The following is a 26,491-nucleotide window of genomic DNA, read 5'->3' as shown; positions in this document are numbered from 1 at the left end:
ACTCGACGCGCGAGTTCATGGCCGGATCGCATTTCCTCGTCGTCGGCGCCACACGGCCAGCAGTAGCGCCCCTGCAACCGTCACCCCGCCGAGCAGCAACGCGCCGCCCCAGCCCGACGGGACGCGGACCGCCGCGCCCGGAACCGCGGCACTCCACCGTGCGACGTGCAACAGCCACCACAGCTCAGGTCCGGTGAACCGGATGAGCAGTTGCGCCGCCGCGGGCCAGCACCACGCCACCGCGGCAGCCGCGGTGCCGAGGATCGTGATTGGTGGAATCACCGGAGCGACAAGCAGATTGGCCGCTACCGCGACCAGACTCAGGCTGCCCGAGATCGCAGCCACCAACGGCGCCGTCACGAGTTGCGCGGCAACGGCCACACACACGGCGTCAGCGATCAACTTCGGCCAGCCGCGGTTCACCAGTCGGCGCGACCACCCTGGCGCGATCACCACGAGCCCGGCCGTCGCCACCACCGACAGCGCGAAACCGGCGTCCACCGCGAGCACCGGGGAGATCACCATGAGCACCAGCACGCTCGCCGCCAACGCGGGGATCGCCTGCCGCCGCCGATGCACCAGCATGCCCATCAACATCACCGAACCCATTGCCGCAGCGCGTAATACGCTCGGCGAGGGCTGGACGATGACGACGAACGCGAACAGCGTCACTGCCGCCAGCGCCACGGCGATCCGCGGTCCCACCACCGCCGCGCTGAGCAGCACCGCGCCGCACACGATGGTCACGTTCGCGCCAGACACCGCCGTAAGATGCGTCAACCCCGCCCGGCGGAAGGCGGCCGTCGTATCCGACTCGACCGCCGACACATCGCCGAGCACCAGTCCCGGGAGCATCGCAGCCTGATCGGGCGGCAACGCGAGTCGAGCGGCCGCACCGAATTCGGCGCGCACGTGTGCCGCCGCGCGCTGCCCGGTCGAGGCGGTTCCGAACCGGGGTGTGCCCACAGCGGCCAGCACGGCCACCGACAGATCGCGCCGCTTCGGCCGGGTGACCCGGGCCCGGAACGCCATCGGGCGGCCCACGCCGACCTCTGAGTATCCGACGGCCGGCGCGAAAACCATGACCCTCCCGGATGATTCGGCATTCCCCAGCCTCTGCAGCGACGCCGTGAACATCAGCCGGCCGCCTTGGATCGTCCTGGGCGACTCGGTGGGCGTGACCGTCACCGCCACCGTCGTGCCGAAGCGTGACGCCAGCGGATGGGTGTCGACCGCGTGCACACGCACCGTCGCGACGATCGCGAACGCCGCTCCCACCGCCGCCACCGCGAGCACTGCGGGCCAGCGCACCGAGCCCACCCGTAGCCCGACACCCACGACGGCCGCGACCGCGATCAACACCGATGCCAGCGCTGCCCACGGCCCCCACCACACGCCGACCGCCGTCACCGTCCAGCACGTCACGGCGGCCGGTACCAACCGCAAGTCGATACCGGGCGCATCCGGCGCGGGACTGGCCGTCACACCTTGACCAGGGCACGCAGCTTCTCCAGCCGGCTCGGCCCGATGCCGTCGACCTCGCCCAACTGGTCGACGCTCGCGAACCGGCCGTTGGCCGCCCGCCACGCCACGATCGCTTTCGCCATCACCGGTCCGATGCCGGGCAGGCCGTCGAGCTGCTCCTCCGTCGCGGTGTTCAGATCAACGGGCCCCTGTGCTCCAGCACCTTTCCCGTCGCCGGGCGGCCCCTTCTCCGGCGGCCCGGACGTCGCACCGGCCGAACTGCGCATCACCGCGGGCGCGCCCAACGGTGCGGTGATGCCGACCAGAATCTGCTCGCCGTCGGCCACCTTGCGTGCCATGTTCAGGCCGACGATGTCGGCGCCGGCCAGCGCTCCCCCAGCTGCGGTGACGGCGTCGGCGATGCGGGCACCGGCAGGAAGTGTCACCAGCCCCGGTTTGTGAACGAGTCCTGCCACGCTGACCACGACGTCCTCGGCCTTGGCCGCCAGCGCGGGCGTCCCAGGCGCCGAGGACGAAACCATCTGGACGGGTGGCAGTTTCGCCGCGGCCACCGGCGGCTTGTCATCGCCGAGCACGGCGATGATGGTCACCAGGACCGCAACCACGCCGACCACCGCGAGCGCGATGACGCCCGCACGCCCAGGGTCGGCCCGCACCGTCGCGAGCCACCCGGACCTGCCCGGCATCGCGTCGGGCAACCACCGCGACAGCGAGGTGTCGTCGTTCGAGTCGGGCTCTGCGTCGGGGTCCGTCGCGTCTCCGGGCTGCGCGGCCAACCGCCGCTGCGCCCGATCGACCGGTGTCTGAGTGACCATGCCCGCGACGTTAGGTGGCGGCACCGACCGGAAACGCCGCAAAAGGCGGTCGAACCCGCCGCCTGTGGATCAATCGCGTTCTGTGGATAGATGTGGGCGGCTCGCGCCGTCGGCCGGTCGATCGCCACCAAAATTGGCATCGTGGTGCGCCGAACTGTGGGCCGACAAGCGCCGCGGACCCTAGAGTCGGGGTAACCATGACGACCGAAACATCTTCGCCACGTTTGAGTTTGACCGCGCAGCAACGCGAAGCGCTGGCTGCGGCGGCGAGGTTCCCGCTGTTGAGCGCGATCCAGGGCAGGCGGTCACGGCGATTTCCCGTTGGCGGCTCCATCCCGGCAGGGCCGTTGGCCTACACCAGTACCCGGGACGTCGAACCACTCGACGAGGTCGAACGCGCACTGATCCTGGCGACGGTAACCGGCGTCACCGGCTGGCATTTCGGGATCAGTCACCATCCCGGATATGTACCGGCGTTCCCGAACTACAGCGGGTCGGCATCAGGTCGCACGTTCCCGTCAGCCGCGGGATTCGAGATCGTCGAGTTCTTCTTCACAGACGACTCGGGCACCTACTTCCTGTCGTCCCGAGACACGGCACCGACAGTGCCGGTCAACGACGGCGTGGTGGACATCGACGACTGGCTGGCCGCGACGGCGTCGTCCTATCGCCAGCTCTCCACCGACCGCATCCACATTCCACGGTCGGAGCCGTACCTCGAAGGCCACAACACGTGGATCGCCAATCACCCCGGCTCGCTGCTGGTCATCCCGGTCGCCGACATCGCACAGCATCTCTTGGCCAATCTGGCGTTCTTCCTGCAGAACGGCTACCTGATCTATGACGACATCAACAACCGGCCGATCCCGGGACTGAAGGAGGCCGCCGCGGGCCTGGCGCACCGGGACGACGACCCGTTCCCGCTGACGTTCGTCGAGCAGTACTCGCTCACGGAAGCCACCGCCGAGTTGATGACGAGCGTCTACAACGGGCACCTACTACTCGGGGCGCTGGGCCTGGGCGGTTGGACGTTCGACGGTATCGACCGGCTCACCATCCTCGGCGCGTCCGGCGACCCGGACGTTCCCGGGTTGGGATTCAACGTGCAAACCGACGAACGGTGGGCACTGCCCAACCCCACCGGGCTGGACGGCGTTTTCGAAACGTACAGCCGCCCGCACTACCCGGACATCGCGGCTGCGGTGCGCGCCTTCGCCAACCGAAAATTCGGCCCCGGCGGGCCTTTTCACCCGGATACCCCAGGGCCGTGGCGGGATTCGCGAGCCGTGCGTTCGGCGGCGGCCGGGCACGACGAGCAGTTCATCGAACTGTTGACCATCGCCGCGCAATACATCGACGACACGTTCGGCAAGTTTCCCGGCACCGTACCCACCGTGCACATCATGAATTACCTTCAGGCACAACACATCGACCTCGGGTTCTACGACACGCATTTCCAGCCCGGGGCGTATCTGTCGACCCACGCCGAGCACGACCGGATTTGGCACGGGTGACCGGACTCCAGCTCACAGACCGTTCTGACGAGGCCTCTCCATGTCGGATGCTGGACGTTCCCGCGACGCTTGAACCTCCGCACCCTGCGCCCGTCCGCCCGCAGGCTCACAGCAATCGGGACCCTTTCACCTGACGACTGTAACTACTAGTACGTATGTTTCGTGATTGTGCAAACACGCGCCCGTCTTGTGAACGCGACTCAAGAGCTGCTCTGGGAACGCGGTTATGCGGCAACCAGCCCAAAGGACATCCTGAGCCGCGCGGAAGCAGGGCAGGGCAGCATGTACCACCACTTCGCCGGAAAACAGGAGCTCGCGGCCACAGCCTTGGCAGAGAGCGCAGCCACGATGCGCGCCGAAGCTGACCTTCTACTCTCGGGTGACGGGACGGCACTCGAGCGGGTGATCGCTTACCTAGAACGCCAGCGCGATTCGTTGCGGGGCTGCCGCATGGGGCGCATGACCTACGACGCCGATGTTTTGGCGACACCAGATCTTCTCCGCCCGGTTGCAGAGACCCTCGGCTGGTTGGTCGACCGCATCGCTCAGGTCATTGGCCAGGGCATTGACGAGCGCGAGTTCCCCGCCGCCACAGACGCACATCAGCTCGCATCCATGGTGGTCGCGACCGTCCAGGGAGGCTACGTCCTCGCGCGGGCGCAACAGGACCCAGCTGCTTTCGAGGCGGCGGTACAAGGAGCTGCAGGCCTCCTACAGAGCCGGAATCTGCGATGACCGCCGTAGCTGGGCATGCCGCCATGACCCACGTGGCCCATCAGGAGACCGCAACCGACGGAACCACCACAACGTGGTACGAGCCTGTTGCTGACCGGGCCCACGTCCAGGCGACCAAGAGGCATCACTGATGTACGCCATGCAATATCAGATCGCATTGCCCACCGACTACGACATGGGCATCATCCGGAACCGGGTGCGCAGGACCGGCCACCTCTTCGACGGCTTCGCCAGCCTCGAGTTCAAGGCCTACTTGATCCAGGAGAAATCCCAAGGCGCTCCCCGAAACGCGTACGCCCCGTTCTATGTCTGGCGCGACATCGACGGCATGCGCAACTTTTGCTGGGGCGAGCCGGGCTATTCCGCCATCGTTCGAGACTTCGGCCGGCAACCGATCCAAGACTGGACGCTTCACAAGATCGTCCACGGCCCCGCCGCCTACGCACAAGCCCGCAGCCTCACCGTGACGACTGCGCCACTGCCTTCCGCTGCCGCACCGTCCGATTGCCTGGATCCGATCACCCAACGGTTTCTCGAGCACGTCGAAGACACCACTGTGGCCCTCGTGACCGCTGTCGATATAACCAGCTGGACCCTCATCCAGGTCGAACTCTCGACAGAAGAGCCCGATCAGACCTTGACCCACATGGCCGCCTACGAAGTCCTGCACGTCTCCTCGTCCGCATGAACCAAGACGAGGAACCTGGATACTCCTCAATCTGACGGGTTCGCACCGCCGCCGGCTCCAGCGCACCACCGGCACCGCCGGGTAGACACCTGCGGCATAGTGTCTAGCGAAAGCACAGCCCCAACGAGGAGGCCTCCATGACCACCGACCGCCCGCTCCGCGTCATCCAGTGGACCACCGGCAACATCGGCAAGCGATCCCTGCACGCCATCATCGCCCGTGCCGACATGGAGCTGGTCGGCGTCTACGCGTACGGCGCCGAGAAGGTCGGGGTGGACGCCGCCGAGTTGGCCGGCTGGCCCGAGCTCACGGGCATCAAGGCCACCAACGACATCGAAGAGCTGGTGGCTCTCAAGCCCGACGCCTGCTGCTACAACCCGATCTGGCCCAGCGTCGACGAGCTGGTCCGGCTGCTGGAATCCGGCATCAACGTGTGTTCGACCGCCGCCTGGATCACCGGCGGCAAGCAGAGCCCCGAGGATCTGGCGCGTATCCAGAAGGCTTGCGAGGCAGGCAATTCCACGATCTTCGGCAGCGGCGCACACCCCGGCCTGACGAACATGATGGGCATGGTGCTGTCCAGCGCGTGCGAGAGCGTCGACGAAATCCGCATCACCGAGTCGGTCGACTGCGGCGTCTACGAATCGGCCGGCACCATGGCCGCGATGGGCTTCGGCAAGGACCCCGAGACACCGGGTCTGGCCGAGAGTGTGCGCCTGGAGAGCGAGGTGTTCGCCGAGTCAGCCGCGATGATGGCCGACGCCATCGGCGCCAAGCTGGACCGGATCACCTTCGACGTCACCTTCACGCCGGCGACCGAGGATTCCGACCTCGGGTTCATGCAGATTCCCAAGGGCACGGTCGCCAGCGTCTACGGCTATCACCGCGGTTGGGTCGGCGACAAGAACGTCGTCAGCGTCGGCTTCAACTGGATCATGGGCGAACACGTCACCCCGCCGAAGCCCGTGGCGCACGGTCACGTCATCCAGGTGTTCGGCGTACCCAACATGCGCACGGTGATCTACTGCCTGCCGTCGAAGGACTGGAGCGAGGTGAGCCTGAACGGGCTGGGCATGATCTACACCGCGCTGCCGGTGACCAACGCAGTGCCGGCAGTGGTGGCAGCCGCCCCGGGCATTCTGACGCTCAAAGATCTGCCGCCGGTCACCGGCCGGTTCGCCGGCTAGGCCAAAAGCCGTCACAGTCGGTACATTTCGCGCGCCATGAGCGCGTCTTCGATGAAGTCGAAGTGTGTCTCGTAGACCGGGTTCTCCGGGTGGTGCTCGTCGGCCAGCCGGTGCATGGCCTGGCCGACAGAGCGCTCCATGTTGGTGATCCACTGGGGCACCGTGGGTGCGTGAAACGGCAGGGCGTGGGTCCAGCCGAGGTTCAGTGTGTGGCTCATCGTCGTCACCTTTCAATCGGGGTTCGCGGCGATGGAGTGCCGCGCGGGATTTCAGAGTGCGACGACGGCGGCGCCGGATCGCGAGTAGACGGGTACTCGAAAACCGGCCAGCACCGCGCGCTTACCCGCGTAGTTGTTGGCAGACTGCCGGAAAAAGCTCCCCGGCGCCGGGCCGCTAGTCCTGCGTGTTGACGATGACGCCGACGGCGCCGGAGCCGACATGCACCGCCAGCACCGGTCCCATGTCGGTCACGACAAGTGAATCGACCTGGGGCAGGCGGGAAGTCAGTGCGGCGCCGATCTGCGCGGCGTCGTCGTGGTTGTCGACGTGGTGCACGGCGATCGCTGCGGGCCGCTCACCGACCAGCGCGACCACCCGTTCGATCATCGCGGCATGAGCCTTGGCCACGGTTCGGATTCGCTGATCGAGCACCAGCCGGCCGTCGATGTCCAACTGCAGCAACGGCTTCAGCGACAACGCGGTGCCGAGCCAGGACGCGGCGGTGCCGATGCGGCCACTACGCCGCAGGTTGTCCAAACGGTGGACGACGATGAACCCGTGCTGCCGCCCGGATTCCGCACGCGCCAGCGCCTCAACGGCATCCAGATCCGCGCCGGCCGCTGCAGCGCGGGCCGCAGCCAGCGCGACGAAGCCGACCCCCATCGCCGCCGATCGCGAATTGACCACGCGCACAGACGAACCCAGCTCACGGCCCACGGCCGCGGCGGAACTGAACGTACTCGACAGACCGGCCGACAGATGCACCGCCACGACGCCGTCGCCGCCGCTGTCGGCCAGCGCCTGCTTGTAGACGTCGGTCAGATCCGCGGGCGCCGCGCCCGAGGTGGACACGTGCGACCGGTCCTGGATGTCCTGCGGAATCGGGTCGATCCCGTCCTGGTAGTCGGTGCCGTCCTGCAGCACATGCAGCGGCACGACCCGGATGTCCCAGCGCTTCAACTCATCTGGGTCAAGCCGAGCCGACGAGTCGGTGACCACCACCACTGCCATGGCTAGTCGTCGGTCCGCTGCGACACCACACCGGCCTCGGCCAGCCCCTTGAGCATCAGTTCGGCGACGGCACGGTGCGCCTCGAAGTTCCAGTGGATGCCGTCCGGGTTGGCGCGGCCCGACATCACCTCGTCACCGACGGCGGCCTTGAGGTCGACGACCGGAATCTGCTTCTCCTCAGCCCAATCGGTGATCGCCGCGACGGTGGCGTCGCGCCAGCGGTGCGACCTGCCGTACGTCTCCGCGATGTGCACCGACGGGATGGTGGCGACGAACGGAATGCCCGGGCGGTTGAAATCGATTGCCCCGCGGGTCTCTTCGAGATATTCGACCGTCAGGTGCGCCGGCAGCGCGGGCCGCGCGATCGGCGACAGCCGCGGCTGCAGCCAGCCGTAACCGTCGCGCACGATGCGGCGCAGCCACGGCGGCCGCACGTAGCGGATCAGTTCCCGCAGTGCCGTCGGCAACGGCGACGGCAGCGAGTCCATGCCGCACGTCGCGAAGATCACCGCGCCGGCCTTCGGCAACGCCGCCCACGACCGCGGATCCTGCGTCGCGGCCCACCACACGTCGCGGCAGGTCCAGCCGATGCGGCCGATCAGCTCGAGGTCCCAACCGAGTTGGGACGCAACGATGTTGGGCCAGATGCGTGGATCGTCGGACGGCAGCCCGCCGGTCGGGCCGTAGTAGGACAGCGAGTCGCAGAAGACGAGAAGGACGGGCTTCTTCGAGGCAGTCGGTGTGTCAGAGGACATCGTTGGCCACCTGAGCCGAGGCGTTCCACACGTCCAGCCGCCACTTCACCGGATCGTCGTCGGCGAGTCCGGCACTGTGCCCCGACAGCTGCACCCAGCTGGCGTTGCCCATGCCGCCGAGGATCGGCCAGTTGTCGACCGGCAGCTCCAGCAGGGCCGCGGTCAGCGCGGCGATCAACCCGCCGTGCGCGACGAGCACCACGGGGCGGTCGACCTCGTCGACTCCCCATTCGGGCAGATTGCGCAGCTGCTCCTGCACCACCGGGAGACTGCGTTTCGCCACGTCCACGCGGCTCTCGCCGTTGTGCGGCGCCCAGCGGGCATCGTCACGCCAGGCCAGCCGCGCACCGGGCGCAATGTCGTCGACCTCGTGATGGGTCAGGCCTTGCCAGTCCCCGAGGTGCGTCTCGCGTAGCCGCTCGTCGATCGACACCGGCATGCCGGCCTGGTCCCCCAGCGTCGTCGCGGTGTCGAGGGCGCGACGCAGATCGGACGAAACGATCACCAGGGGCTGGCGCTTGGCCAGCACCTCGGCCGCTGCCACCGCCTGCGCCCGGCCCAGATCACTGAGGTCGGTGTCGAGCTGGCCCTGCATCCGGCTGGTGGCGTTGTACTCCGTCTGACCGTGACGCAGCAGCAGGAGGCGGCGGTTCCTCACTCTCGGCCCTCGGCGGACTCGTCGGACGGGTCGTCTCCGTCGGGGTTGACCGGCAGCTCACCGTCGAGGTCGACCTCGACGGCCGGACAGTCCCGCCACAGCCGGTCGAGCGCGTAGTACTCGCGCTCCTCCTGGTGCTGGATGTGCACCACGATGTCGACGTAGTCGAGCAGCACCCAGCGGCCCTCGCGGGCACCCTCGCGACGGGCCGGCTTGTGGCCCGCCCAGCGCATCTTCTCCTCGACCTCGTCGACGATGGCGTTGACCTGGCGGTCGTTGGACGCGGAAGCGATGACGAAGTAGTCGGTGATGACCAACTGATCCGAGACGTCGATGACGCTGATGTTCTCGCCGAGCTTGGCGGCGGCCGCACGGGCGGCGACGGTCGCCATGCTGAGGGCTTCGGGGGTGGCCGTCATGAATTCTCCTGCTTGTTCGTGGCTTGGTAGAGCCCACGTTTGGACACGTATTGGACGACGCCGTCGGGCACCAGGTACCAGATGGGCCGGTTGGCCTGGGCGCGGCGACGGCAGTCGCTCGACGAGATGGCCAGCGCAGGCACCTCGACCAGGGTCAGGGCGTCGAGCGGCAGTTCTTTCTGTGCCGCCTCGATGTGTTTCCCGTCCAGCTCGTAGCCGGGCCGGCTGACCCCGATGAACCGGGCCGTGGAGAACAGTTCCTCCCAGTTCTGCCACGACAGGATCGAGGCCAGCGCGTCGGCGCCGGTGATGAAGAACAGGTCGGTGTCCGGGTTCTGGCGGGCCAGGTCGCGCAGGGTGTCCTTGGTGTAGGTCGGGCCGCCGCGGTCGATGTCGACGCGGCTCACGGAGAACCGCGGGTTGGCGGCCGTCGCGATGACCGTCATCAGGTACCGGTCCTCGGCGGCGGTGACGTGCCGATCGCGCTTCTGCCAGGGCTGCCCGGTCGGCACGAAGATCACTTCGTCGAGTTCGAACAGGTCGGCCACCTCGCTGGCCGCGACGAGGTGTCCATGGTGGATGGGGTCGAACGTCCCACCCATCACGCCCAGCCTGCGTCGAGTCACGATTGGCCAGCTTACTGGAGCCCCTGATACCCGCGAACGTGCGTGTTTGCGGGAATCAGACTGGCAGCAGGTTGTCGATCACCGAGGCGAGCTGCTTGGCGGACCGGCATTCGTGCATGGTGATGACGTCCTGGTACTTGGCCGTCGCCGAGTCGCCGCTGCCCCACAGGTGCTTGGGCTCGGGGTTGAGCCAGTGCGCGTGCCGGCTGGCGTTCACCATGTGTGCCAGTAGGTCGGCCTGCGGGTTGCGGTAGTTGTTGCGGCCGTCGCCGAGCACCAGCAGGGCCGTGCGCGGCGAGAGCGCATTGGGCCACTTGTCCATGAACGAAACGAACGCGTGGCCGTAGTCCGAATGCCCGTCCCGCGTGTAGACGGCGGCCTCGCGGGTGATCTTCTGCACCGCGACGGCCAGGTCGGCGTCGGGGCCGAACAGCTCGGTGACTTCGTCGGTGGTGTCGATGAAGGCGAAGACCCGCACCCGCGAGAACTGCTGACGCAGGGCATGCACCAGCATCAGCGTGAAGTGGCTGAAGCCCGCGACGGAGCCGGACACGTCGCACAGCACCACCAGCTCGGGACGGGCCGGGTGCGGCTTCTTGAGGACGACCTCGATGGGCACGCCACCCGTCGACATCGACTTGCGCAGTGTCTTGCGCAGGTCGATCTGGCCGGCATGAGAACGGCGTCGACGCGCCGCGAGCCGGGTGGCCAGCGTACGGGCCAGCGGCGCAACGACATTGCGCATCTGCCGCAGCTGATCGCCTGACGCCCTGAGGAATTCGACGTTCTCGGCCAGCTGCGGAATGCCGTATGTCTGCACGTGGTCGCGGCCGATCTGCTCGGCGGTGCGCCGCTTGGTCTCCGACTCGACCATGTGCCGCAGCTGTGAAATACGCTTAGCGGCAATCGCTTTGGCGATCTGATCCTGCGTGGGCGTGGGCTCGTCGCCGTACGGCGCCAGCAGTCCGGCCAGCAGCTTGCCTTCGAGCTGGTCCAGCCCCATGGCCTTGAGCGCCTGATACGACGAGTACGACGGGCCGCGGCTCGAGTTGTACTTGCCGTAGGCGTCGACGATCTGCGCGATCATCGCCATCAGGCGGTCGTCGAGGTTCGCCATGTCCGCGTCGGAGAGCAGGTCGATCAGCGCCGCGCGCATGCCCTCGACGTCCTCGGGCGGGATCCGGTCGGGCCGGTTCTCCGGATCCTCGTCGTCGTCGAGTTCCAAGACCGCCCGATCCCCCATGGCCGCGGGGAACCACAGGTCGAACAGCGCGTTGTACGTCTCGCGGTGGTCGGGCCGGCGCAGCACCGCACACGCCAGACCCTCGCGCAGCACCATGCGGTCACCCAGTCCCAGGGTGGCCATCACCCGGCCGGCGTCGACGGTCTCCGACGGCCCGACGTTGATGCCCACCTTGCGCAGGGCCTCCACGAACCCCACGAGGTGACCCGGAATGCCATGCGGGGCAAGCGGTTGCGCGGGCGTGCGGGCGACGGCCATGCGGACTCCCCTAGTTCAGCTTCAACTCGCCGATAGCGCGCTGCTGATCTGACTGGTGTTTGAGCACCACACCCAGCGTCGCGGCGATCATCTCGTCATCGATGGTGTCCATGCCCAACGCCAGCACCGTCCGGCCCCAGTCGATGGTCTCGGCGACCGACGGCAGCTTCTTGAGCTGCATGCCGCGCAGCACACCGATGATCCGGACCAGCTCGTCGGCGATCTTCTCCGGCAGCTCGGGCACCCGGGACAGCAGGATGCGCCGTTCCAGATCGGGGTCGGGGAAGTCGATATGCAGGAACAGGCAGCGACGCTTGAGCGCCTCGGACAGTTCACGGGTGGCGTTCGACGTCAGCACGACCAGCGGTGTCTGCTGCGCCTTGATGGTGCCGAGTTCGGGCACGGTGACGGCGAAGTCGGACAGGATCTCCAGCAGCAGGCCTTCGATCTCGATGTCGGCCTTGTCGGTCTCGTCGATCAGCAGCACGGTGGGCTCGGTGCGGCGGATGGCCGTCAGCAGCGGCCGGCTCAGCAGGAACTCCTCGCTGAACACGTCCATCTTGGTCTGGTCCCAGTCACCAGACTGCTGACCCGATTGGATCCGCAGGATCTGCTTGGCGTGGTTCCACTCGTACAGCGCGCGGGCCTCGTCGACGCCCTCGTAGCACTGCAAGCGCACCAGCTCCGAACCCGTGCACTGGGCGATGGCCCGGGCCAGTTCGGTCTTGCCGACACCCGCCGGTCCTTCGATCAGCAGCGGCTTGCCCAGCCGGTCCGCCAGGAAAACCGCTGTGGCCGTTGCGGTGTCGGGCAGGTATCCGGTTTCGGTGAGTCGCTTGGCGACGTCGTCGATGGCGGCATTCTCGCCGAACAGCGGCACCGAACGAGCGGGTGTACTCAAGTTCTTCTCCTCTTACACGGGCCGGGTCTGGCCGTCGCCCCACACGATCCATTTGGTGGAGGTCAGTTCCGGCAGCCCCATCGGACCGCGCGCGTGCAGCTTCTGGGTCGAGATGCCGATCTCGGCGCCGAAGCCGAACTGCTCACCGTCGGTGAAGGCCGTCGACGCGTTGACCATCACGGCGGCAGCGTCCACCTGTTCGGAGAACCGCTGGGCCGCAGCAAGATTGGTCGTGACGATCGCCTCGGTGTGCCCGGTGCCGTACTCGTTGACATGCGCGATGGCGCCGTCGACACCGTCCACCACGGCCACCGCCATGTCCAGTGACAGGAACTCGGCGCGCAGCTCGTCCTCGCTCGGGTCCAGATGCACCGTCACCCCGGCGTCCTGCAGCGCGGTCACCAGCCGCGGCAGCGCGGTGTCGGCGATGGCCCGGTCCACCAGGAGGGTCTCGGCCGAGTTGCACACGCTGGGACGGCGGGTCTTGGAGTTCAGCAGGATGCTCTCGGCCATGTCGAGATCGGCGGCCTCGTGAACGTAGACGTGGCAGTTACCGACGCCCGTCTCGATGGTCGGCACGGTGGCGTCGCGCACCACGGCGTCGATCAGGCCGGCGCCGCCGCGCGGGATCACGACGTCGACCAGGCCGCGAGCCTGGATCAGGTGGGTGACGCTGGCGCGGTCCTCGCTGGGCAGCAGCTGCACCGCGTCCTCGGGCAGGCCCTCGGCGGCCAGCGCCGCCCGCAGTGCGGTGACCAGAGCCGCATTCGACCGGGCTGCCGACGAGCTGCCACGCAGCAGCGCCGCGTTGCCGGACTTCAGCGCCAGGCCGAAGGCGTCGACCGTCACGTTGGGGCGGCTCTCGTAGACCATGCCGACCACGCCGAGCGGCACCCGCTGCTGACGAATCTGGAGGCCATTGGGCAGCGTGCTGCCGCGCAGCACCTGACCCACGGGGTCCGGCAGCCCGGCGACCTGCCGCAATCCGGCGGCGATGCCGTCGAGGCGCTGGGGGTTCAGGGCCAGGCGGTCGATCATCGCCTCGGCGGTGCCGGCGGCGCGTGCGGCGTCGATGTCCTCGGCGTTGGCGGCGAGCACCAGGTCCGCGGCGGCGAGCACGGCATCGGCCGCGGCGTGCAGCGCGCGGTTCTTGGCTTCGGTGGTCAGTGTGGCCAGCACGCGCGACGCGACGCGGGCCCGCCGGGCGGCGTCATGCACCTGTTGGCGCAGATCGGTGTCCGTAGCTGCGTGCACACTCATTAACCCAGGGTAACGAGGTATCGGCGGTCCGGGCCGGTCGGGGCTACGGTGGCCCGGTGACTCGCATCACTGTCGTGGGCAGCGTGAACATGGACCTGGTCTTCGATTTGGCCGACCTGCCGGGACCGGGACAGACGGTGCTGGCGTCGTCATTGCATTCGGAGCCCGGCGGCAAGGGCGGCAATCAGGCCGTCGCGGCGGCCCGGGCGGGTGCCGATGTCCAGCTCGTCGCCGCGCTCGGGGCCGACGCCACGGGCGGGGCGCTGCGAAAGCACTTGCAGGACAACGGCGTCGGTCTGGTCGGGACCGTAAGCCTGCCGGTCCCGAGTGGTACCGCGGCGATCATGGTCGGCAACAACGCCGAAAACATGATCGTGGTGGCGCCGGGCGCCAACGGGCACCTGACCCTGGACTCCGCACACGTTCGCGCGGTGGTCGCCGATTGCGACGTGCTGTTGCTGCAGCTGGAGATCCCGCCGGCCACCGCGCTGGCGGCGGCGCGGCTGGCGAAGGACGCCGGCGCGACGGTCGTGCTGAACGCCTCTCCTGCCGGCACCGATCCGGAGGTGCTCGCCGCGCTGGCCGCCGTCACCGACGTGGTGATCGTCAACGAAACCGAAGCCGCCCAATGGCATTGGCCCGTCCCACACCTGGTGATCACGCGGGGCGCCGACGGCGCGGAGCACCGCACGGCTGACGGTGAGACACATGTCCCGGCGCCCCAGGTCGAAGCCGTCGACACCACGGGCGCGGGTGATGTCTTCGCCGGCGTTCTGGCTGCGGGTTGGACCGCGGACCCCTCGCATGCCCTCCGGCGGGCCGTCACAGCCGGCGCGCTCGCCACCCTGACCCCCGGTGCCGGCGATTGCGCACCGCGAGACGAGGTCATCGAGGACGCGCTGGAAGACGACGCGCCAAACTGACGCGCAGATATACGCCACTTGGCGGATGATCTGCCGGCCGCGACGCCGGATAGTCGACGCATGACCATTGCCAGCGGTATTCCGAGCGTCTTCGACGTCACGCTTCCGGCGATCGACTATTCGGGCGCGCAAAGCCCCGACGAAGCGCAGGCGATCCTCGCGCCGGCGCGCGCGCAGTCGCCGATCGCGATGGGTCCGCACGGGCCGGAGGTGCTGACCTACGACCTGGCGCACGAGGTGCTGCGCGATCCGCGTTTCCGGATACCCCAGGGGATGTTCCTCGTGGCGCAGGGCATCACGTCGGGCCCGGTGTGGGACCGGGTCAGCGCATCGATCATCAGCATCGACGGTCCCGAACACACCCGCCTGCGCCGACTGATCGCGACGGCCTTCAGCCGCCGCGCCATCGAACGCCTGCGCACCACGGTCGTCGACGTCGTCAGCGATCTGATCGACCGCCAGGTGGCCCGCGGGCACTGCGACGTGGTAACCGACATCGCGCGCCAGTACCCGACCCCGGTCATTTGTGCGCTGCTCGGCGCCCCCGCCGAGGACTGGGCGCAATTGTCGGCCTGGGTGGACGATTTCATGCAGGCCTTCGACTGGCACGTCGCCGAACACGAGACCGCGATACTGACCGCGTGGGACGCGCTCGATGACTACATCGACGACATGGTTGCCCGTCGCCGCGACAACCTCACCGACGATCTGATCTCGGATCTCATCCGCGCCGAGGAGGACGGTGACCGGCTCAGTGCCGACGAACTGCGCATGCTGTCCACCGGCCTGCTGGCGGCCGGCACCGACACCACCCGCAACCAGGTGGCCGCTTCGGTACAGGTCCTGTGCGAGCACCCCGACCAGTGGGCCCTCCTGGGGGCGCACCCGGATATGGCCGACCGTGCCGTCGAAGAGACCATGCGGCACTCCCCCATCGTGATCAGCTCGCTGCGGATGGCCCGCGAGGATGTCGAACTCGCCGGAATGCTGTTCCCCGCAGGAACTTTCCTGCAGGTGAACACCGGCGCGGCCAACCGCGACCCCGCCGTGTACAACGATCCCGACCGGCTCGACATCACCCGCGCGGGCGCCCCGGCGATGCAGACCTTCGGCGCCGGGATGCACTACTGCCTCGGCGTGCACCTGGCCAAGATGGAGCTGGCCGAAGCGCTCGCCCTCATGACCCAGCGCATGCCCAATGCCCGCGTGACCGGTCCGGTCCCGTGGAAACCGTTGGTGGGCCTGAGCGGACCGCTGACCCTGCCCATCGCCTTCGATCGCGTCGATCAGTCGTGGCGGGCGGCTTCCTGAGCGAGCTGTCTGCGCGCGGCGAGTGAGGGTGCCACCGCCCAAAACCACGCAGCCGTTGCGATTCAGCAAATACTGCAGGTTTGCCGTGGGTGGTCCTAGAATCTGACGTTCAAATGGACGGTCACAAGGGAATCGCGGTGTCACGGCGATTCTTCGTGCTCACGGTCGCCATCGCCGTCTTCTATGTACCGCTGGCACTCAATTACACCTGGCCACTTTTCGCCCCTGGCTTGGCGCGCTGGCAGGACGCCGTCAACACCGCCATCAACGGTGATCACTACGCGATCGGTGACGGGTCCGTCGAGTCGGTACGCCACGGCGCCTACGCCGAGCATCGCGTGGTGCTCATGGTGCACACCACGCTGGCCGGACTTGCCTTGACGCTGGGACTGTTTCAGTTCTCGTCGCGACTGCGCACCCGCCGGCCGGTGGTACATCGCTGGATCGGCCGCAGCTATCTGGCACTGATGTCCGTCAGCATGCTGACCGCGTTGGTGTTCCTGTACTTCACGCCGCCGGCTCAGCACTTCATCGGCCCGGCATTCGAAACCCAGTTGCGCGCCTTGGCAATCGGCACCCTCGGCAGCGCGTGGTACGCGGTCTACGCGATCCGCCGCCGCGACGTGATCACGCACCGGGCCTGGATGACCTACGGCATCGCCCTGATGATGACGGCGCCGTTGCTGCGCGTGATCTGGATCGGCATCCAGCCACTGATCCCGCAGCACGATCTGCTGACCAACATCGGTGTGGGCTCCATCGTCCTCGGCGTCGTCGCGCCCGGCAGCGCGGTGTTCGCTTCATGCTGACGCAACGATCGTCACCCGACACCCAAATCGGTTCGGCGCCAAGGTGTTCGGCGCCAAGGTGTTCGGCTCCAAGGTGGACGTACGGCGCTGCCGTGGGATTGGCGATTGCCGGCTCACTCACCTACGCCGGCCTCGTGGTGCGGCTGCCGGCGCCGATCCCGCACAGCCTCGCGCTCTTTCATCTCGTACCGGCCTGGATCACGCTCGCGATCGCCGCGCGTGGGGTGTTTCGTGCCCGCGCCGCGGGCGATGTGGCGCGCGAACGGCAGTGGCGCTGGCTGCTGTGGGGCTTCGCCGCGGCCCCGACGGCGGCCGCCTTGTACGCGCAGATCGTGCCGCCGGCCTTCACGACGGCCGACGCCGTTCTCGCCGGCGGCATGGACGGCCCGGTCATCCCGATCACCGTCGCCTTCGCGCTGGTGGTGCATGCGGCCGCGCGGTCCCAGCGTCGGACCGACGACGACCTTGATGAGCCGAACGTGCTCGCCGCCGCGTGAGCGCGGGGGCAAGTTATCCACAGAACGCGATTCATCCACAATCTGCGCCTGCCACGTAGTTTGAAGCGGTTGAGATCGCTAATATCGAACATATGTACGAAGAGCTGGTGATCGAAGCCAGGGAAGCCGACGACGCTTCCCTGGTCGACACGATGACCAGCGCAACACGGGCCGAAGCCCAGAGTGCCGCCCGCCGGCTGGCTGCCATCGCCGAACTCACCCACCGCCGCTGCATCGACCACGAGGACCGCGACCTGTGGGCGTGCGACGGCTGGGACGCCGCGGCGTGCGAAATCGGCGCGGCCCTGACGATCAATCGCTGGCAAGCCGCCAGTCAGATGCACCTCGGACTCACACTGCGCGACCGGCTCCCACACGTCGGCGCCCTGCTGGCGCGCGGGGACCTATCACTTCCGTTGGTCACCCTGATCTGCTGGCACACCGAGTTCGTGCAAGACCCCGCAGCGCTCGCCCTCATCGACACCGCCATGGCCGGCAGCGCGCGCGAATGGGGACCGTTGTCGAAGGCCGACACGATCCGGCAGATCGACAGCTGGATCGAGAAGTTCGACCCGGCCGCGGTGCGTCGCACCCGTAACGCCGTCCGCGGTCGCGATGTCGAGTTCGGCAAGCCCGGTGACCCCGCAGGCGTCACGTCCGTCTGGGGCCTGTTGCTGACCACCGACGCCGAACTGCTCAAGCGCACCCTCACCGCCATGGCCTACGAGGTCTGCGACGACGATCCCCGCAGCCTCGCCCAGCGCCGCGCCGACGCGTTGGGCATCCTGGCCGTCCGTGGCGATCGGCTGCCCTGCCACTGCGGCAAGCCCGACTGCCCGGCAGCCGGAGCCGATCCGCGCGCCGCAGCCGTCGTCATAAATGTCTTGACTGGCGCTGCGCCACAACCGATCAGCGATCCTCTGCTCGATGCGCCGGAGGCCGCGCCGCCGGTGACGGCAGACACTCCGGTCGCCGAGGCACTCGCGCCTCTGCCTGAGCCCGAGCCTGTTGTCGACCAGAGCGCGGTCGGCTATCTGTGCGGCGGGCCGGTGATCCCCGCGGTGGTCATGGCAGACCTGGCCGCCCGCGGCGCCAGCGTGAAAACGGTTACCACGCCGCAGGTTCCGGCCGACGGGCAACCGCGGTACCGGCCGTCGACCGCGCTCGACCGCTACGTGCGGATGCGGGACATCACCTGCATGCACCCCGGCTGCGACCGCCCCGCCGTGGACGCCGACCTCGACCACACCATCCCCTGGCCGGCCGGAGCCACGCATCCCGGCAATCTCAGCCCGAAGTGCCGCAAGCACCACCTGGTCAAAACGTTCTACAGCGGCGCAACCGGATGGCACACCCGCCAGAACCCGGACGGCACCATCGTGTGGACCGCACCCACCGGGCATACCTACACAACCGTGCCCGGTAGCCGAATCCTGTTTCCCGACAGACACTTCCCTACCGCAGCGCCACCACCATCGGCGACCACCAGCGATCGGCCCGGTCGCGACCTCATGATGCCCGCCCGCCGGCGCACCCGCATCGACGACCGCACTCGACGTACCCGGCTCGAACGCAAACTCAACTGGGCCGAACTCCTGGAGTCGCAATCGACCGCTGCAGCCAAACTCGAACTCGCCCAACAACTCATCGACGGCGACAGCTCACCACCGTTCTGAAGCCGGTGCGGCTACACGGCCACCGGCGGCGCACTGTTGACCGCCACCACGCCGGCACCGACCGTCGGCAGGGACACCGCCACCGAGGACACGTTGATGACCCCGGCCGACGTGAAGCTCTGGTACGGCGTGGTCGAGGCGACCAGTTGCAGGGTCAGCGAGTCCCCCGGCCCTGCCGTGTAGGCGATGTCCTCCAGGTCGACGGTCACGTGGCGCGACTGCCCGTCCAGCGTCACCGGAATGGGTGTCACCACATTGCCGACGACGCGGCCGGTGTTGTTGTCGACGATCTGCGCGTAGACGAACCGGCTGGTTCCGAGTCCGGAGTAGTCGACCGTCACCGTCGGTGCACCGACGAGTTGCGTGGTCCCGGTGGGGAGAGTGAGCGGGATGTTGATGGCGTTCTGTGCCTTGGTCGGTATCGGCAGCGAATTCTCCAGTCCCAGTGGGTTTCCGAGCGGACCCGATCCGCCGGCGATCGGCACAATGGGCATGAAGCCGCCGGCGCTGATCGAGTTGATCGGGGTGCCGTGGAAACTCGGGTCGGTCGGCATCACGTCGGATGCGTAGAACTGCCCATCCTGGTCGACCCATTGGAAGGTCGGCCCGGTGTCGGTCGCGGTGTTGCCCTTGACGTAGCGGTCCAGCCAGTTGAGGGTCTCGCTCGTCAGGAGCTGGTTCTGGATGGGGCTCGCCGGATCGAGACAGACACCGTGGCCGCCGCAGAACCAGATCATCTTGACCGGCACGGGGTTACCGTTCGCGTCGAGGTTGTCGGCGAGCATCTCGACGTTGGTGTTCGCCTGATCGAGCGTGATGAGGTCGTCGACCGTGCCCTGAATGATCAGGGTCGGGACCTTGATGTCGTCGATGCGCTCGCCGGGACCGCTGCTGGTCAACACATCCCGCTGACTCTGCGTGAGGATGCCCAACAGGTCACCGAGAATGATGCCGCCGTAGATCTGGGGATTGATGCGTGCGCCGGTCTGCACCAGGCCGAGCATCAGCAGCGACGCCCAGGCCGTCTTGAACGCGCCACGCGGGTACAGCGCGTCGTTCAGCGAGTTCCAGGCGAGCCCGGGCACGATCGCGTCGATGCGCTTGTCGCCGGCCGCCGCGACGAGTTGGATACCGCCGCCGTAGGACACCCCCACCATGCCCAGCCGCGGGTCGAGCGTGGCCGCGTTGTCCAATTGCACGCCGGGTTGATCAGCCATCCAGCTGATGATCGACGACACGTCCTTGCCCTCGAAGTTCGGATTGTCCAGCTGCAGCAGCCCACCCGAGGCGTACTCACCGCGAGGATCCCACGTGACGACGTTGTAGTCGGCGGCCCGGAAGGTGCCGATACCGACGAAACCTGTTGCATACGGGTTGGTTTCGCCCGGCCGCGTCATGCCGGGGCCGTACAGGACGGTCGGGGCCACGTCACCTTCGTGTAAGCCCATGGCCGGGAAGAAGTTCACGCTGATGGGCGTGCCGTCGAACGACGCGATCTTGTATGTGTAGGCGACGGGCGTACCCGCCGGCACCAGCTGTGCGAGGTCGACGTCGACGGGAACAACGACGGACGCCCCGATGAGCGGCGCCAAAAGCCCACTGACACCGGGAATCTGGCGCAAATTCACCAGCAGGTTCGGCACCATCGAACCGACCACCGGAATCTGCTTGAGCGCGGTGACGAATGGCGTCTGCTGCGTCACCCGCACCTTGAATTGCTCGGGGGTGCCCGACGTGACGTCGGCGTAGTTGGGCAGATAGGTGAAATCGCCGGTCTTGAGCATCCGCACCTTGCCGGGCGAGCCGCCGAGGACGCTGTAGGTGACGGGACCGCTCAGCGGTGACCCGATCGAGCCGTGGATGATGCCGTCGTTGAACTCGACGACGGGGCCAGGAGTGGCGAGCGTCGAGACCGGGCCCGTGCCTGTGCCTGTGCCCGTGGCCGTCAGGCTGACCGGGGTCGACGGACCCACCGGGTCCGACGGGCTGACCGCCGACGTCGGTGCGACGCCGAGGGTCCGATCGATACCCAGCTCGCGACGCGCCGCCGCCAGCAGCACCCATGCCCCCGGTGACTGCACCGGCGCGGTGGGCGCCCCGCCGACGCGCGGCTTGGTTGCCGTCGGCACCGCCTGAACCGGCGACGAAGTGACGGCCGCCACCGGGGCCGCCGGTGCGGACGCCTCCGCTTTCGAGCTCGGCGCCACGGTCGTCAACGCCGCGGCGGGGTGCTCGGAACCGCCGTTCGCGTCAGCAGTCTTGGGCGGTTTGACCTTGGGCGCCTTGGGCACCTTGACCGCCTTGGCGACTTTGGCCGCCTTGGGTTTCTTGAATGCTGCATCCTTGCCCTGACCGGCCGGCGACGCGCTGCTCGACGTGCCATGGGAGACACCCGGACTCCCGGTCTCGGCGTAGGCCACGCCGCCACCGATGACGATGACCGACCCCACTCCGAGGGCGACGGCCAATCCTCCAACGCGACCGACATAGCGTGCTGCAGACATCACTACCTCCCCGACAGTTGGCGACAACTATCTGGAAGTTAGTCCAGGAACGCTCCGATATTGACGGTTTCGCAGAAAAAACATACCAATAGTAGGTTTTCTACTGCAGGGTCAGGAACGCCGGTCCGGTTAGGCCTCCGGCACGTTGCGGTCGATCTCGTCGAGCCAGATGCGCGCCGACATGTCCGACGGCGCCCGCCAGTCCCCGCGCGGGGACAGCGCGCCGCCGGCGGACACCTTCGGACCATTCGGCAGCGCCGACCGCTTGAACTGACTGAACGAGTAGAACCGCTGGACGAAGACTTTCAGCCAGTGCCGGATGTCGGCGAGCGAGTAGGCGACGTGCTCGTCGTCCGGGAAGCCGGCCGGCCAGTCACCGGCGTCGGCGTCGTGCCACGCATGCCAGGACAGGAATGCGATCTTCGACGGCCGGAAGCCGTACCGCAACACCTGGAACAGCGAAAAGTCCTGCAGTGCATACGGTCCCACCTTGGCCTGGCTGCTCTGGACTGCCTCACCGTCGGTCGCCGGAACGAGCTCCGGGGTGATCTCGGTGTCCAGCACCGACTGCAACACCTCGTTGACGTCGGCGTTGAACTGACCCGAGGAGATCACCCACCGGATCAGATGCTGGATCAGGGTTTTCGGCACCCCGCCGTTGACGTTGTAATGGGACATCTGGTCCCCGACGCCGTAGGTGCACCAGCCCAGGCCGAGCTCGGACAGGTCGCCGGTGCCCAGCACGATGCCGCCGCGCTGGTTGGCCAACCGGAACAGGAAGTCGGTTCGCAGCCCGGCCTGCACGTTCTCGAACGTCACGTCGTAGACGGCCTCACCGCGCGCGAACGGATGCCCCATCTCACCCAGCATTTGCCGCGCGGTGTCCCGAATATCCAACTCCGAGAACGTGACTCCGAGCGCCTTCGCCAGCGCGGTCGCGTTGTTCTTGGTGCGATCGCCGGTCGCGAAACCCGGCATGGTGAAGGCCAGGATGTCGCTGCGCGGACGGCCCTCGCGGTCCATCGCCTTGGCCGCGACGATCAGCGCGTGCGTGGAATCGAGCCCGCCGGACACGCCGATCACCACGGTCGGGAAGTTCAGCGCCCGCAGGCGCTGCTCCAGACCGGACACCTGGATGTTGTACGCCTCGTAGCAATCCTGTTGCAGCCGCGCGGGATCCGCCGGCACGAACGGGAAGCGCTCGACCTCCCGGAGCAGGCCGATGTCACCCGCCGGCGGCGAGAGCGTGAACTCGATGCGGCGGAAATCCGATGTCCGGTCGGCGAAGGTGCGCCGGTTGTCGTCGAACGTCCCCATGCGCAACCGCTCGGCGGCCAGCAGCTCGGTGTCGACGTCGGCCACCGACCGTCGCTCGCCGCACGGAAAACGCTCGGATTCGGCCAGCAGCACGCCGTTTTCGTAGATCATGGTCTGGCCGTCCCAGGCCAGGTCTGTTGTGGACTCACCCTCCCCCGCGGCGGCATACACGTACGCCGCCAGGCATCGCGACGACGCGGAGCGGGCCAGCAGCTTGCGGTCGTCGGCCCGGCCGATGGTGATGGGGCTGCCGGAGAGGTTCGCCAGCACCGTCGCACCGGCCAGCGCGGCCGTCGCACTCGGCGGCACCGGCACCCACATGTCCTCGCAGATCTCCACGTGCAGCACGAAATTCGGCAGATCAGCGGCGGCGAACAACAGGTCGGGGCCGAACGGCACGTCGATACCGTTCAGCCGGATCGTGCCCTCGGCATCATCGCAGGCCGCGATCTGACGCGATTCGTAGAACTCGCGGTAGGTCGGCAGGTACGACTTGGGCACCACGCCGAGTACCGAACCGCGGTGGATCACCACCGCGGTGTTGTAGATGCGGTGCCGGTGCCGCAGCGGCGCGCCCACCACCAGAACCGGCAGCAAGTCGGCCGATGCCTCGACGATCGACGCCAGCGCCTCGGTCGTCGACTCCAGCAGCGTGTCCGACAGCAGGATGTCCTCTATCGAGTACCCCGAGAGGGTCAGTTCCGGGAACACCGCCAATGCGACGGCGTCGTCGTGACACTCGCGGGCCAGGCGCAGCACCGACGCGGCGTTGGTCGCCGGGTCCGCGAGTGCGGTGTGGTGCGTGCACGCGGCGACGCGGACGAATCCGTGTCGGTAGGCGGAGTAGAAGTCCACGTCTCGATTGTTGCATCGACACGTGGTGCAACTCCGTGGACGGCCTACCCTCGATGACGTGCAGGCTCCTGAACTGGTCAATCTGCTGGCCGACCGGCGTCTCGCCGTGCTGACCGGCGCCGGCATCTCCACCGACTCGGGCATCCCGGACTACCGCGGGCCGGACTCGCCGCCGAGCAATCCGATGACCATCCAGCAGTTCCTGTCCGGGCCGGCCTTCCGGCAGCGGTACTGGGCCCGCAACCACATCGGCTGGCGGCACATGGCCGCACGCCGGCCCAACGCCGGCCACCGCGCCGTGGCCGCCATGGAACGCGCGGGCCTGGTGACGGGCGTCATCACCCAGAACGTCGACCTGCTCCACACCAAGGCCGGCTCCCAGACGGTGGTGAACCTGCACGGCACGTACGCCCAGGTCGTCTGCCTGAGCTGCGGACACACCATGACCCGGGCCGCGCTGGCCGTCGAACTGGAACGGCTCAATCCCGGTTTCACCGAACGGGCCGAGGTCGGAAGTATCGGCGTGGCCCCCGACGCCGACGCCACCGTCGAGGACACCGCGACATTCCGGTACCTGGACTGTCCACGCTGCGGCGGCATCCTCAAACCCGACATCGTGTACTTCGGCGACAGCGTGCCGAAAGACCGCGTGCAACAGGCGTACGCCCTGGTCGACGCCGCCGACGCGCTGCTGGTCGCGGGATCATCGCTGACGGTGTACTCGGGCTACCGCTTCGTCCGGTACGCGGCCGCCGCCGGCAAGCCCGTCGCGATCATCAACCGCGGCACCACCCGCGGCGACGACCTGGCCACGGTGAAGATCGAGAGTGGCTGTTCGGAAATGCTCGCGCTGCTGTCCGGCGAATTGGCCGCTCAGAACCTCTCCGGGTGCCAGTAGACATCCTCCGGAGTACCGGACAGCGCGTTGTCCACGGCCTCCCGGCCCTGCAGATAGCCGTAGTCCTGGTTCGACGACTCGTAGCGCCAGCCACCGAACCGGCCGCGGCTGTAGAAGCCGTGCGCGCGCAGCCGCTCGTCGACGGTCCGCACGATGTCGTCACGGCCCAGGGTCGGCACCGGATAGCCCATCGGCACTTCCCGCACGAACCGGCTCACCACGTACTCCGACTCGGCCCCCAGCGCCCGCAGTGATTCCTCGGTACGCCGCACCGCGTCGTCGGCGGTCAGTGGCTGTCCGGGCAGCAGCGGCACCTCGCACAGCACGTTCCAGCGGCCGTCGCCGGCGTTGGTGGGGTCGTAGTTGTTCAGCATCGTGGCCCGGTACCACGGCACGCCCAGGTCCGGGCAGTACAGCCAGGTCTTGTCGGCCAGCGCGTCCGGCGCCGCACCCCGGTAGCCCAGCCCGACCGCGTAGATCCGACTGGCACACAACGTGTTTCGCTCGGCCGTCCCGTGTGCGCCGGCGCCACCGAGCCAGCCCCAGGCCGTCGTCAGCGGCGCCGAGCTGACGCAGTGGTCGTAGGAGACGGTCGAGCCGTCGTCCAGCGTCGCGACCCGCCCGGCCACATCGACGTCGACGACGCGGGTATTCAGCCGCACCGTGCCGGGCGCCAGCATCTGGTCGTGCACGCCCTGCCACAGTGCACCGGTGCCGCCGATCGGATACGGAAAACTGCCCGCGGGGGCCGGCGCCGAGCCGGCCAGCCCGAGGCGCGGTACGTTCGGCGCGGCGCTGCCGCTGCGCAACGATGTCCATTCGTGGTCGATGTGTTCGAGCGGGGCCGTCCACATCTTGTAGTTGTAGGGGCCGAAAAACTCGTCAAAAAGTTTGCCACCGAAATTGTTGCGGTAATAGTCGGCGAGGTTGTGCAGCGGTGCGTCCGGGTACAGGTCGGTCGGCATCTCGGCGAGTTGCTGCTGGATGGGCGTGGGCACCAGACTCTGCGGCCCGCTGCCGTCGAGCCACACCCAGCCGTTGCGGGCGACGTCGTTCATCTTCACGCCCGAGGCGTCGACCGCACGGTCGAATTCCGCGAAGTGGCTGTGCAGCACGTGGCCGCCGAGATCCCAGGTGAAACCGTGTTCGTCGCGCACCGACGTGGCCATGCCGCCGACCTGATCACCGGCATCCACCACCAGATGGTCGACCCCGAGTTCGGTCAGCCGGACGGCAGCGCCCAAACCCGTCGGGCCGGCGCCGACAATGAGAAAGGTCGGCACAGGGTCAGAAATCGACGACCAGTCGGGCCGGTTCGAAGCCCTCGGCGAATGCCCGGCGGCACAGGAAGCCGTAGTGCTCAGCGGAACTGCGCACCCACGAGGCACTGACCTTCTCGCTGGCCTCGGCCTGCGACACGTGCGACATCAGGGCTTCGATCTTCTTGTCCAGCGAGTCAGAGATGTCGACGAACGCCGTCGGATTGAAACCGATGGCCGACGGCCCGCCGTACGTCATGATCGACGACACCCAGCGCGCCGCACCGAGGGTACACCGCGAGACCACCCGGTGGTCCTGGTGACTGTCGTTGGCCGTGTGGGTGTAAACGATTGTGGCAGAAGACTTTTCGATGGCGTCTTCGATCAGGTGGACGAGCTCGAACTCCTGCAGCGAAACGCGGCAGTCGCCGAAGCCCTGACCCCACAGCAGTTCGTGGACGCCGAGCACCTCCACCGCGCGGAGCTGTTCACGCACCCGCTCCTGCGAGTCGCCGGGCCCCTCCTCGCCGCGGGTCACCACCAACATCGTGACCCGGTCGCCGGCCGCGACATGCTTTGCCAGCGCACCCCCGCAGCCCAGTTCGATGTCATCGGGATGCGCGCCGACCGCCAGCACGGACTGTCTCGCCATCGCCCCCTCAATTCTG

25 protein-coding genes are annotated in these 26,491 nt (G+C 67.9%); 10 read left to right on the top strand and 15 right to left on the bottom strand.

The window, feature by feature from the left end; all coding sequences use genetic code 11:
* Positions 1-15: 15 nt before the first annotated feature.
* Together ACJH6J_RS18890 and ACJH6J_RS18885 are read right to left on the bottom strand one after the other, a co-directional pair.
* Positions 16-1,485, bottom strand: a complete 1,470-nt coding sequence (locus ACJH6J_RS18890) for a ComEC/Rec2 family competence protein (protein ID WP_061009369.1) — start codon at positions 1,483-1,485, stop codon at positions 16-18.
* Positions 1,482-2,300: a ComEA family DNA-binding protein gene (locus ACJH6J_RS18885; RefSeq protein ID WP_406804366.1), complete on the bottom strand. Its 819-nt coding sequence runs from the start codon at positions 2,298-2,300 to the stop codon at positions 1,482-1,484. The genes ACJH6J_RS18890 and ACJH6J_RS18885 overlap by 4 nt, the downstream gene beginning before the upstream one ends.
* A gap of 197 nt (positions 2,301-2,497) precedes the next feature.
* Between ACJH6J_RS18885 and ACJH6J_RS18880 the strand changes: the two genes are divergently transcribed.
* The 4 genes from ACJH6J_RS18880 (at position 2,498) to ACJH6J_RS18865 (ending at position 6,424) form a co-directional block, all read left to right on the top strand.
* Positions 2,498-3,814, top strand: a complete 1,317-nt coding sequence (locus tag ACJH6J_RS18880) for a hypothetical protein (protein WP_406804365.1) — start codon at positions 2,498-2,500, stop codon at positions 3,812-3,814.
* A 162-nt stretch (positions 3,815-3,976) separates the two neighbouring features.
* Entirely contained in the window at positions 3,977-4,549 is a 573-nt protein-coding gene (locus ACJH6J_RS18875) for a helix-turn-helix domain-containing protein (RefSeq protein ID WP_346414385.1), read from the top strand.
* A gap of 130 nt (positions 4,550-4,679) precedes the next feature.
* Entirely contained in the window at positions 4,680-5,237 is a 558-nt protein-coding gene (locus ACJH6J_RS18870) for a DUF4865 family protein (protein WP_406804364.1), read from the top strand.
* A 137-nt stretch (positions 5,238-5,374) separates the two neighbouring features.
* Positions 5,375-6,424 (top strand): dihydrodipicolinate reductase, encoded by a 1,050-nt coding sequence (locus tag ACJH6J_RS18865; RefSeq protein ID WP_406804363.1) that lies wholly within the window; start codon positions 5,375-5,377, stop codon positions 6,422-6,424.
* 11 nt (positions 6,425-6,435) lie between these two features.
* Here the strand turns inward: ACJH6J_RS18865 and ACJH6J_RS18860 are convergent, their stop codons facing one another.
* The 9 genes from ACJH6J_RS18860 to ACJH6J_RS18820 all read right to left on the bottom strand — a co-directional run bounded on the left by ACJH6J_RS18860 (position 6,436) and on the right by ACJH6J_RS18820 (position 13,774).
* Complete coding sequence (locus ACJH6J_RS18860) at positions 6,436-6,642, bottom strand: hypothetical protein (RefSeq protein ID WP_318985516.1); 207 nt, start codon at positions 6,640-6,642, stop codon at positions 6,436-6,438.
* A gap of 175 nt (positions 6,643-6,817) precedes the next feature.
* Positions 6,818-7,654, bottom strand: coding sequence for a DegV family protein (locus ACJH6J_RS18855; RefSeq protein ID WP_212812291.1), 837 nt, complete (start codon positions 7,652-7,654; stop codon positions 6,818-6,820).
* A gap of 2 nt (positions 7,655-7,656) precedes the next feature.
* Complete coding sequence (gene octT / locus ACJH6J_RS18850) at positions 7,657-8,409, bottom strand: diglucosylglycerate octanoyltransferase (protein ID WP_406804362.1); 753 nt, start codon at positions 8,407-8,409, stop codon at positions 7,657-7,659.
* Positions 8,399-9,067: a glucosyl-3-phosphoglycerate phosphatase gene (gene gpgP, locus ACJH6J_RS18845; RefSeq protein ID WP_406804361.1), complete on the bottom strand. Its 669-nt coding sequence runs from the start codon at positions 9,065-9,067 to the stop codon at positions 8,399-8,401. The genes octT and gpgP overlap by 11 nt, the downstream gene beginning before the upstream one ends.
* On the bottom strand, positions 9,064-9,486 hold the full coding sequence (gene rsfS, locus ACJH6J_RS18840) for a ribosome silencing factor (RefSeq protein WP_318985519.1): 423 nt from the start codon (positions 9,484-9,486) through the stop codon (positions 9,064-9,066). The genes gpgP and rsfS overlap by 4 nt, the downstream gene beginning before the upstream one ends.
* The gene (gene nadD, locus ACJH6J_RS18835; RefSeq protein WP_406784485.1) at positions 9,483-10,097 is read right to left on the bottom strand and encodes a nicotinate-nucleotide adenylyltransferase; all 615 of its coding nucleotides are present in this window, start codon (positions 10,095-10,097) and stop codon (positions 9,483-9,485) included. The genes rsfS and nadD overlap by 4 nt, the downstream gene beginning before the upstream one ends.
* 70 nt (positions 10,098-10,167) lie before the next feature.
* Positions 10,168-11,613 carry a vWA domain-containing protein gene (locus ACJH6J_RS18830; RefSeq protein ID WP_406804360.1) on the bottom strand — a complete coding sequence of 482 codons (1,446 nt, stop codon included), beginning with the start codon at positions 11,611-11,613 and terminating at the stop codon, positions 10,168-10,170.
* Positions 11,614-11,623: 10 nt separating this feature from the next.
* Entirely contained in the window at positions 11,624-12,514 is an 891-nt protein-coding gene (locus ACJH6J_RS18825) for a MoxR family ATPase (protein WP_212812296.1), read from the bottom strand.
* Between the two features lie 12 nt (positions 12,515-12,526).
* The gene (locus tag ACJH6J_RS18820; RefSeq protein ID WP_212812297.1) at positions 12,527-13,774 is read right to left on the bottom strand and encodes a glutamate-5-semialdehyde dehydrogenase; all 1,248 of its coding nucleotides are present in this window, start codon (positions 13,772-13,774) and stop codon (positions 12,527-12,529) included.
* A 56-nt stretch (positions 13,775-13,830) separates the two neighbouring features.
* Between ACJH6J_RS18820 and ACJH6J_RS18815 the strand changes: the two genes are divergently transcribed.
* From ACJH6J_RS18815 to ACJH6J_RS18795, 5 genes are all read left to right on the top strand, one after another.
* On the top strand, positions 13,831-14,697 hold the full coding sequence (locus ACJH6J_RS18815) for a ribokinase (protein WP_318985521.1): 867 nt from the start codon (positions 13,831-13,833) through the stop codon (positions 14,695-14,697).
* A 60-nt stretch (positions 14,698-14,757) separates the two neighbouring features.
* The gene (locus tag ACJH6J_RS18810; RefSeq protein WP_406804359.1) at positions 14,758-16,008 is read left to right on the top strand and encodes a cytochrome P450; all 1,251 of its coding nucleotides are present in this window, start codon (positions 14,758-14,760) and stop codon (positions 16,006-16,008) included.
* Between the two features lie 113 nt (positions 16,009-16,121).
* Positions 16,122-16,817 (top strand): DUF2306 domain-containing protein, encoded by a 696-nt coding sequence (locus ACJH6J_RS18805; protein WP_406804358.1) that lies wholly within the window; start codon positions 16,122-16,124, stop codon positions 16,815-16,817.
* A gap of 92 nt (positions 16,818-16,909) precedes the next feature.
* Positions 16,910-17,314 (top strand): hypothetical protein, encoded by a 405-nt coding sequence (locus ACJH6J_RS18800; RefSeq protein ID WP_406804357.1) that lies wholly within the window; start codon positions 16,910-16,912, stop codon positions 17,312-17,314.
* A 92-nt stretch (positions 17,315-17,406) separates the two neighbouring features.
* Positions 17,407-18,990: a DUF222 domain-containing protein gene (locus ACJH6J_RS18795; RefSeq protein WP_406804356.1), complete on the top strand. Its 1,584-nt coding sequence runs from the start codon at positions 17,407-17,409 to the stop codon at positions 18,988-18,990.
* A gap of 11 nt (positions 18,991-19,001) precedes the next feature.
* On the opposite strand, the gene ACJH6J_RS18790 is transcribed toward ACJH6J_RS18795, so the two are convergent.
* Positions 19,002-21,494: a CocE/NonD family hydrolase gene (locus ACJH6J_RS18790; RefSeq protein ID WP_406804355.1), complete on the bottom strand. Its 2,493-nt coding sequence runs from the start codon at positions 21,492-21,494 to the stop codon at positions 19,002-19,004.
* Between the two features lie 129 nt (positions 21,495-21,623).
* Positions 21,624-23,666, bottom strand: coding sequence for an NAD(+) synthase (locus ACJH6J_RS18785; protein WP_406784470.1), 2,043 nt, complete (start codon positions 23,664-23,666; stop codon positions 21,624-21,626).
* 58 nt (positions 23,667-23,724) lie between these two features.
* On the opposite strand from ACJH6J_RS18785, the gene ACJH6J_RS18780 reads away from it, so the two are divergent.
* Positions 23,725-24,564: an NAD-dependent protein deacetylase gene (locus ACJH6J_RS18780; protein WP_318985526.1), complete on the top strand. Its 840-nt coding sequence runs from the start codon at positions 23,725-23,727 to the stop codon at positions 24,562-24,564.
* Here the strand turns inward: ACJH6J_RS18780 and ACJH6J_RS18775 are convergent.
* Positions 24,540-25,847 carry a protoporphyrinogen/coproporphyrinogen oxidase gene (locus ACJH6J_RS18775; protein WP_406784471.1) on the bottom strand — a complete coding sequence of 436 codons (1,308 nt, stop codon included), beginning with the start codon at positions 25,845-25,847 and terminating at the stop codon, positions 24,540-24,542. The genes ACJH6J_RS18780 and ACJH6J_RS18775 overlap by 25 nt on opposite strands.
* Before the next feature lie 4 nt (positions 25,848-25,851).
* Positions 25,852-26,475, bottom strand: a complete 624-nt coding sequence (locus ACJH6J_RS18770) for a PIG-L deacetylase family protein (RefSeq protein ID WP_020102177.1) — start codon at positions 26,473-26,475, stop codon at positions 25,852-25,854.
* Positions 26,476-26,491: the final 16 nt, after the last annotated feature.

This window comes from Mycobacterium sp. SMC-18 (assembly GCF_045310895.1).
In the GTDB taxonomy this organism is placed as follows: Bacteria; Actinomycetota; Actinomycetes; order Mycobacteriales; family Mycobacteriaceae; genus Mycobacterium.
This window is presented reverse-complemented; position numbering and strand designations above follow the sequence as displayed.

Coding starts and splice junctions, on each gene's coding strand:
- ACJH6J_RS18885 (WP_406804366.1), bottom strand. CDS start 2,300: ATGGTCACTCAGACACCGGTCGATCGGGCGCAGCGGCGGTTGGCCGCG.
- ACJH6J_RS18880 (WP_406804365.1), top strand. CDS start 2,498: ATGACGACCGAAACATCTTCGCCACGTTTGAGTTTGACCGCGCAGCAA.
- ACJH6J_RS18870 (WP_406804364.1), top strand. CDS start 4,680: ATGTACGCCATGCAATATCAGATCGCATTGCCCACCGACTACGACATG.
- ACJH6J_RS18865 (WP_406804363.1), top strand. CDS start 5,375: ATGACCACCGACCGCCCGCTCCGCGTCATCCAGTGGACCACCGGCAAC.
- ACJH6J_RS18860 (WP_318985516.1), bottom strand. CDS start 6,642: ATGAGCCACACACTGAACCTCGGCTGGACCCACGCCCTGCCGTTTCAC.
- ACJH6J_RS18855 (WP_212812291.1), bottom strand. CDS start 7,654: ATGGCAGTGGTGGTGGTCACCGACTCGTCGGCTCGGCTTGACCCAGAT.
- octT (WP_406804362.1), bottom strand. CDS start 8,409: ATGTCCTCTGACACACCGACTGCCTCGAAGAAGCCCGTCCTTCTCGTC.
- rsfS (WP_318985519.1), bottom strand. CDS start 9,486: ATGACGGCCACCCCCGAAGCCCTCAGCATGGCGACCGTCGCCGCCCGT.
- ACJH6J_RS18830 (WP_406804360.1), bottom strand. CDS start 11,613: ATGGCCGTCGCCCGCACGCCCGCGCAACCGCTTGCCCCGCATGGCATT.
- ACJH6J_RS18820 (WP_212812297.1), bottom strand. CDS start 13,774: ATGAGTGTGCACGCAGCTACGGACACCGATCTGCGCCAACAGGTGCAT.
- ACJH6J_RS18810 (WP_406804359.1), top strand. CDS start 14,758: ATGACCATTGCCAGCGGTATTCCGAGCGTCTTCGACGTCACGCTTCCG.
- ACJH6J_RS18805 (WP_406804358.1), top strand. CDS start 16,122: ATGGACGGTCACAAGGGAATCGCGGTGTCACGGCGATTCTTCGTGCTC.
- ACJH6J_RS18795 (WP_406804356.1), top strand. CDS start 17,407: ATGTACGAAGAGCTGGTGATCGAAGCCAGGGAAGCCGACGACGCTTCC.
- ACJH6J_RS18790 (WP_406804355.1), bottom strand. CDS start 21,494: ATGTCTGCAGCACGCTATGTCGGTCGCGTTGGAGGATTGGCCGTCGCC.
- ACJH6J_RS18770 (WP_020102177.1), bottom strand. CDS start 26,475: ATGGCGAGACAGTCCGTGCTGGCGGTCGGCGCGCATCCCGATGACATC.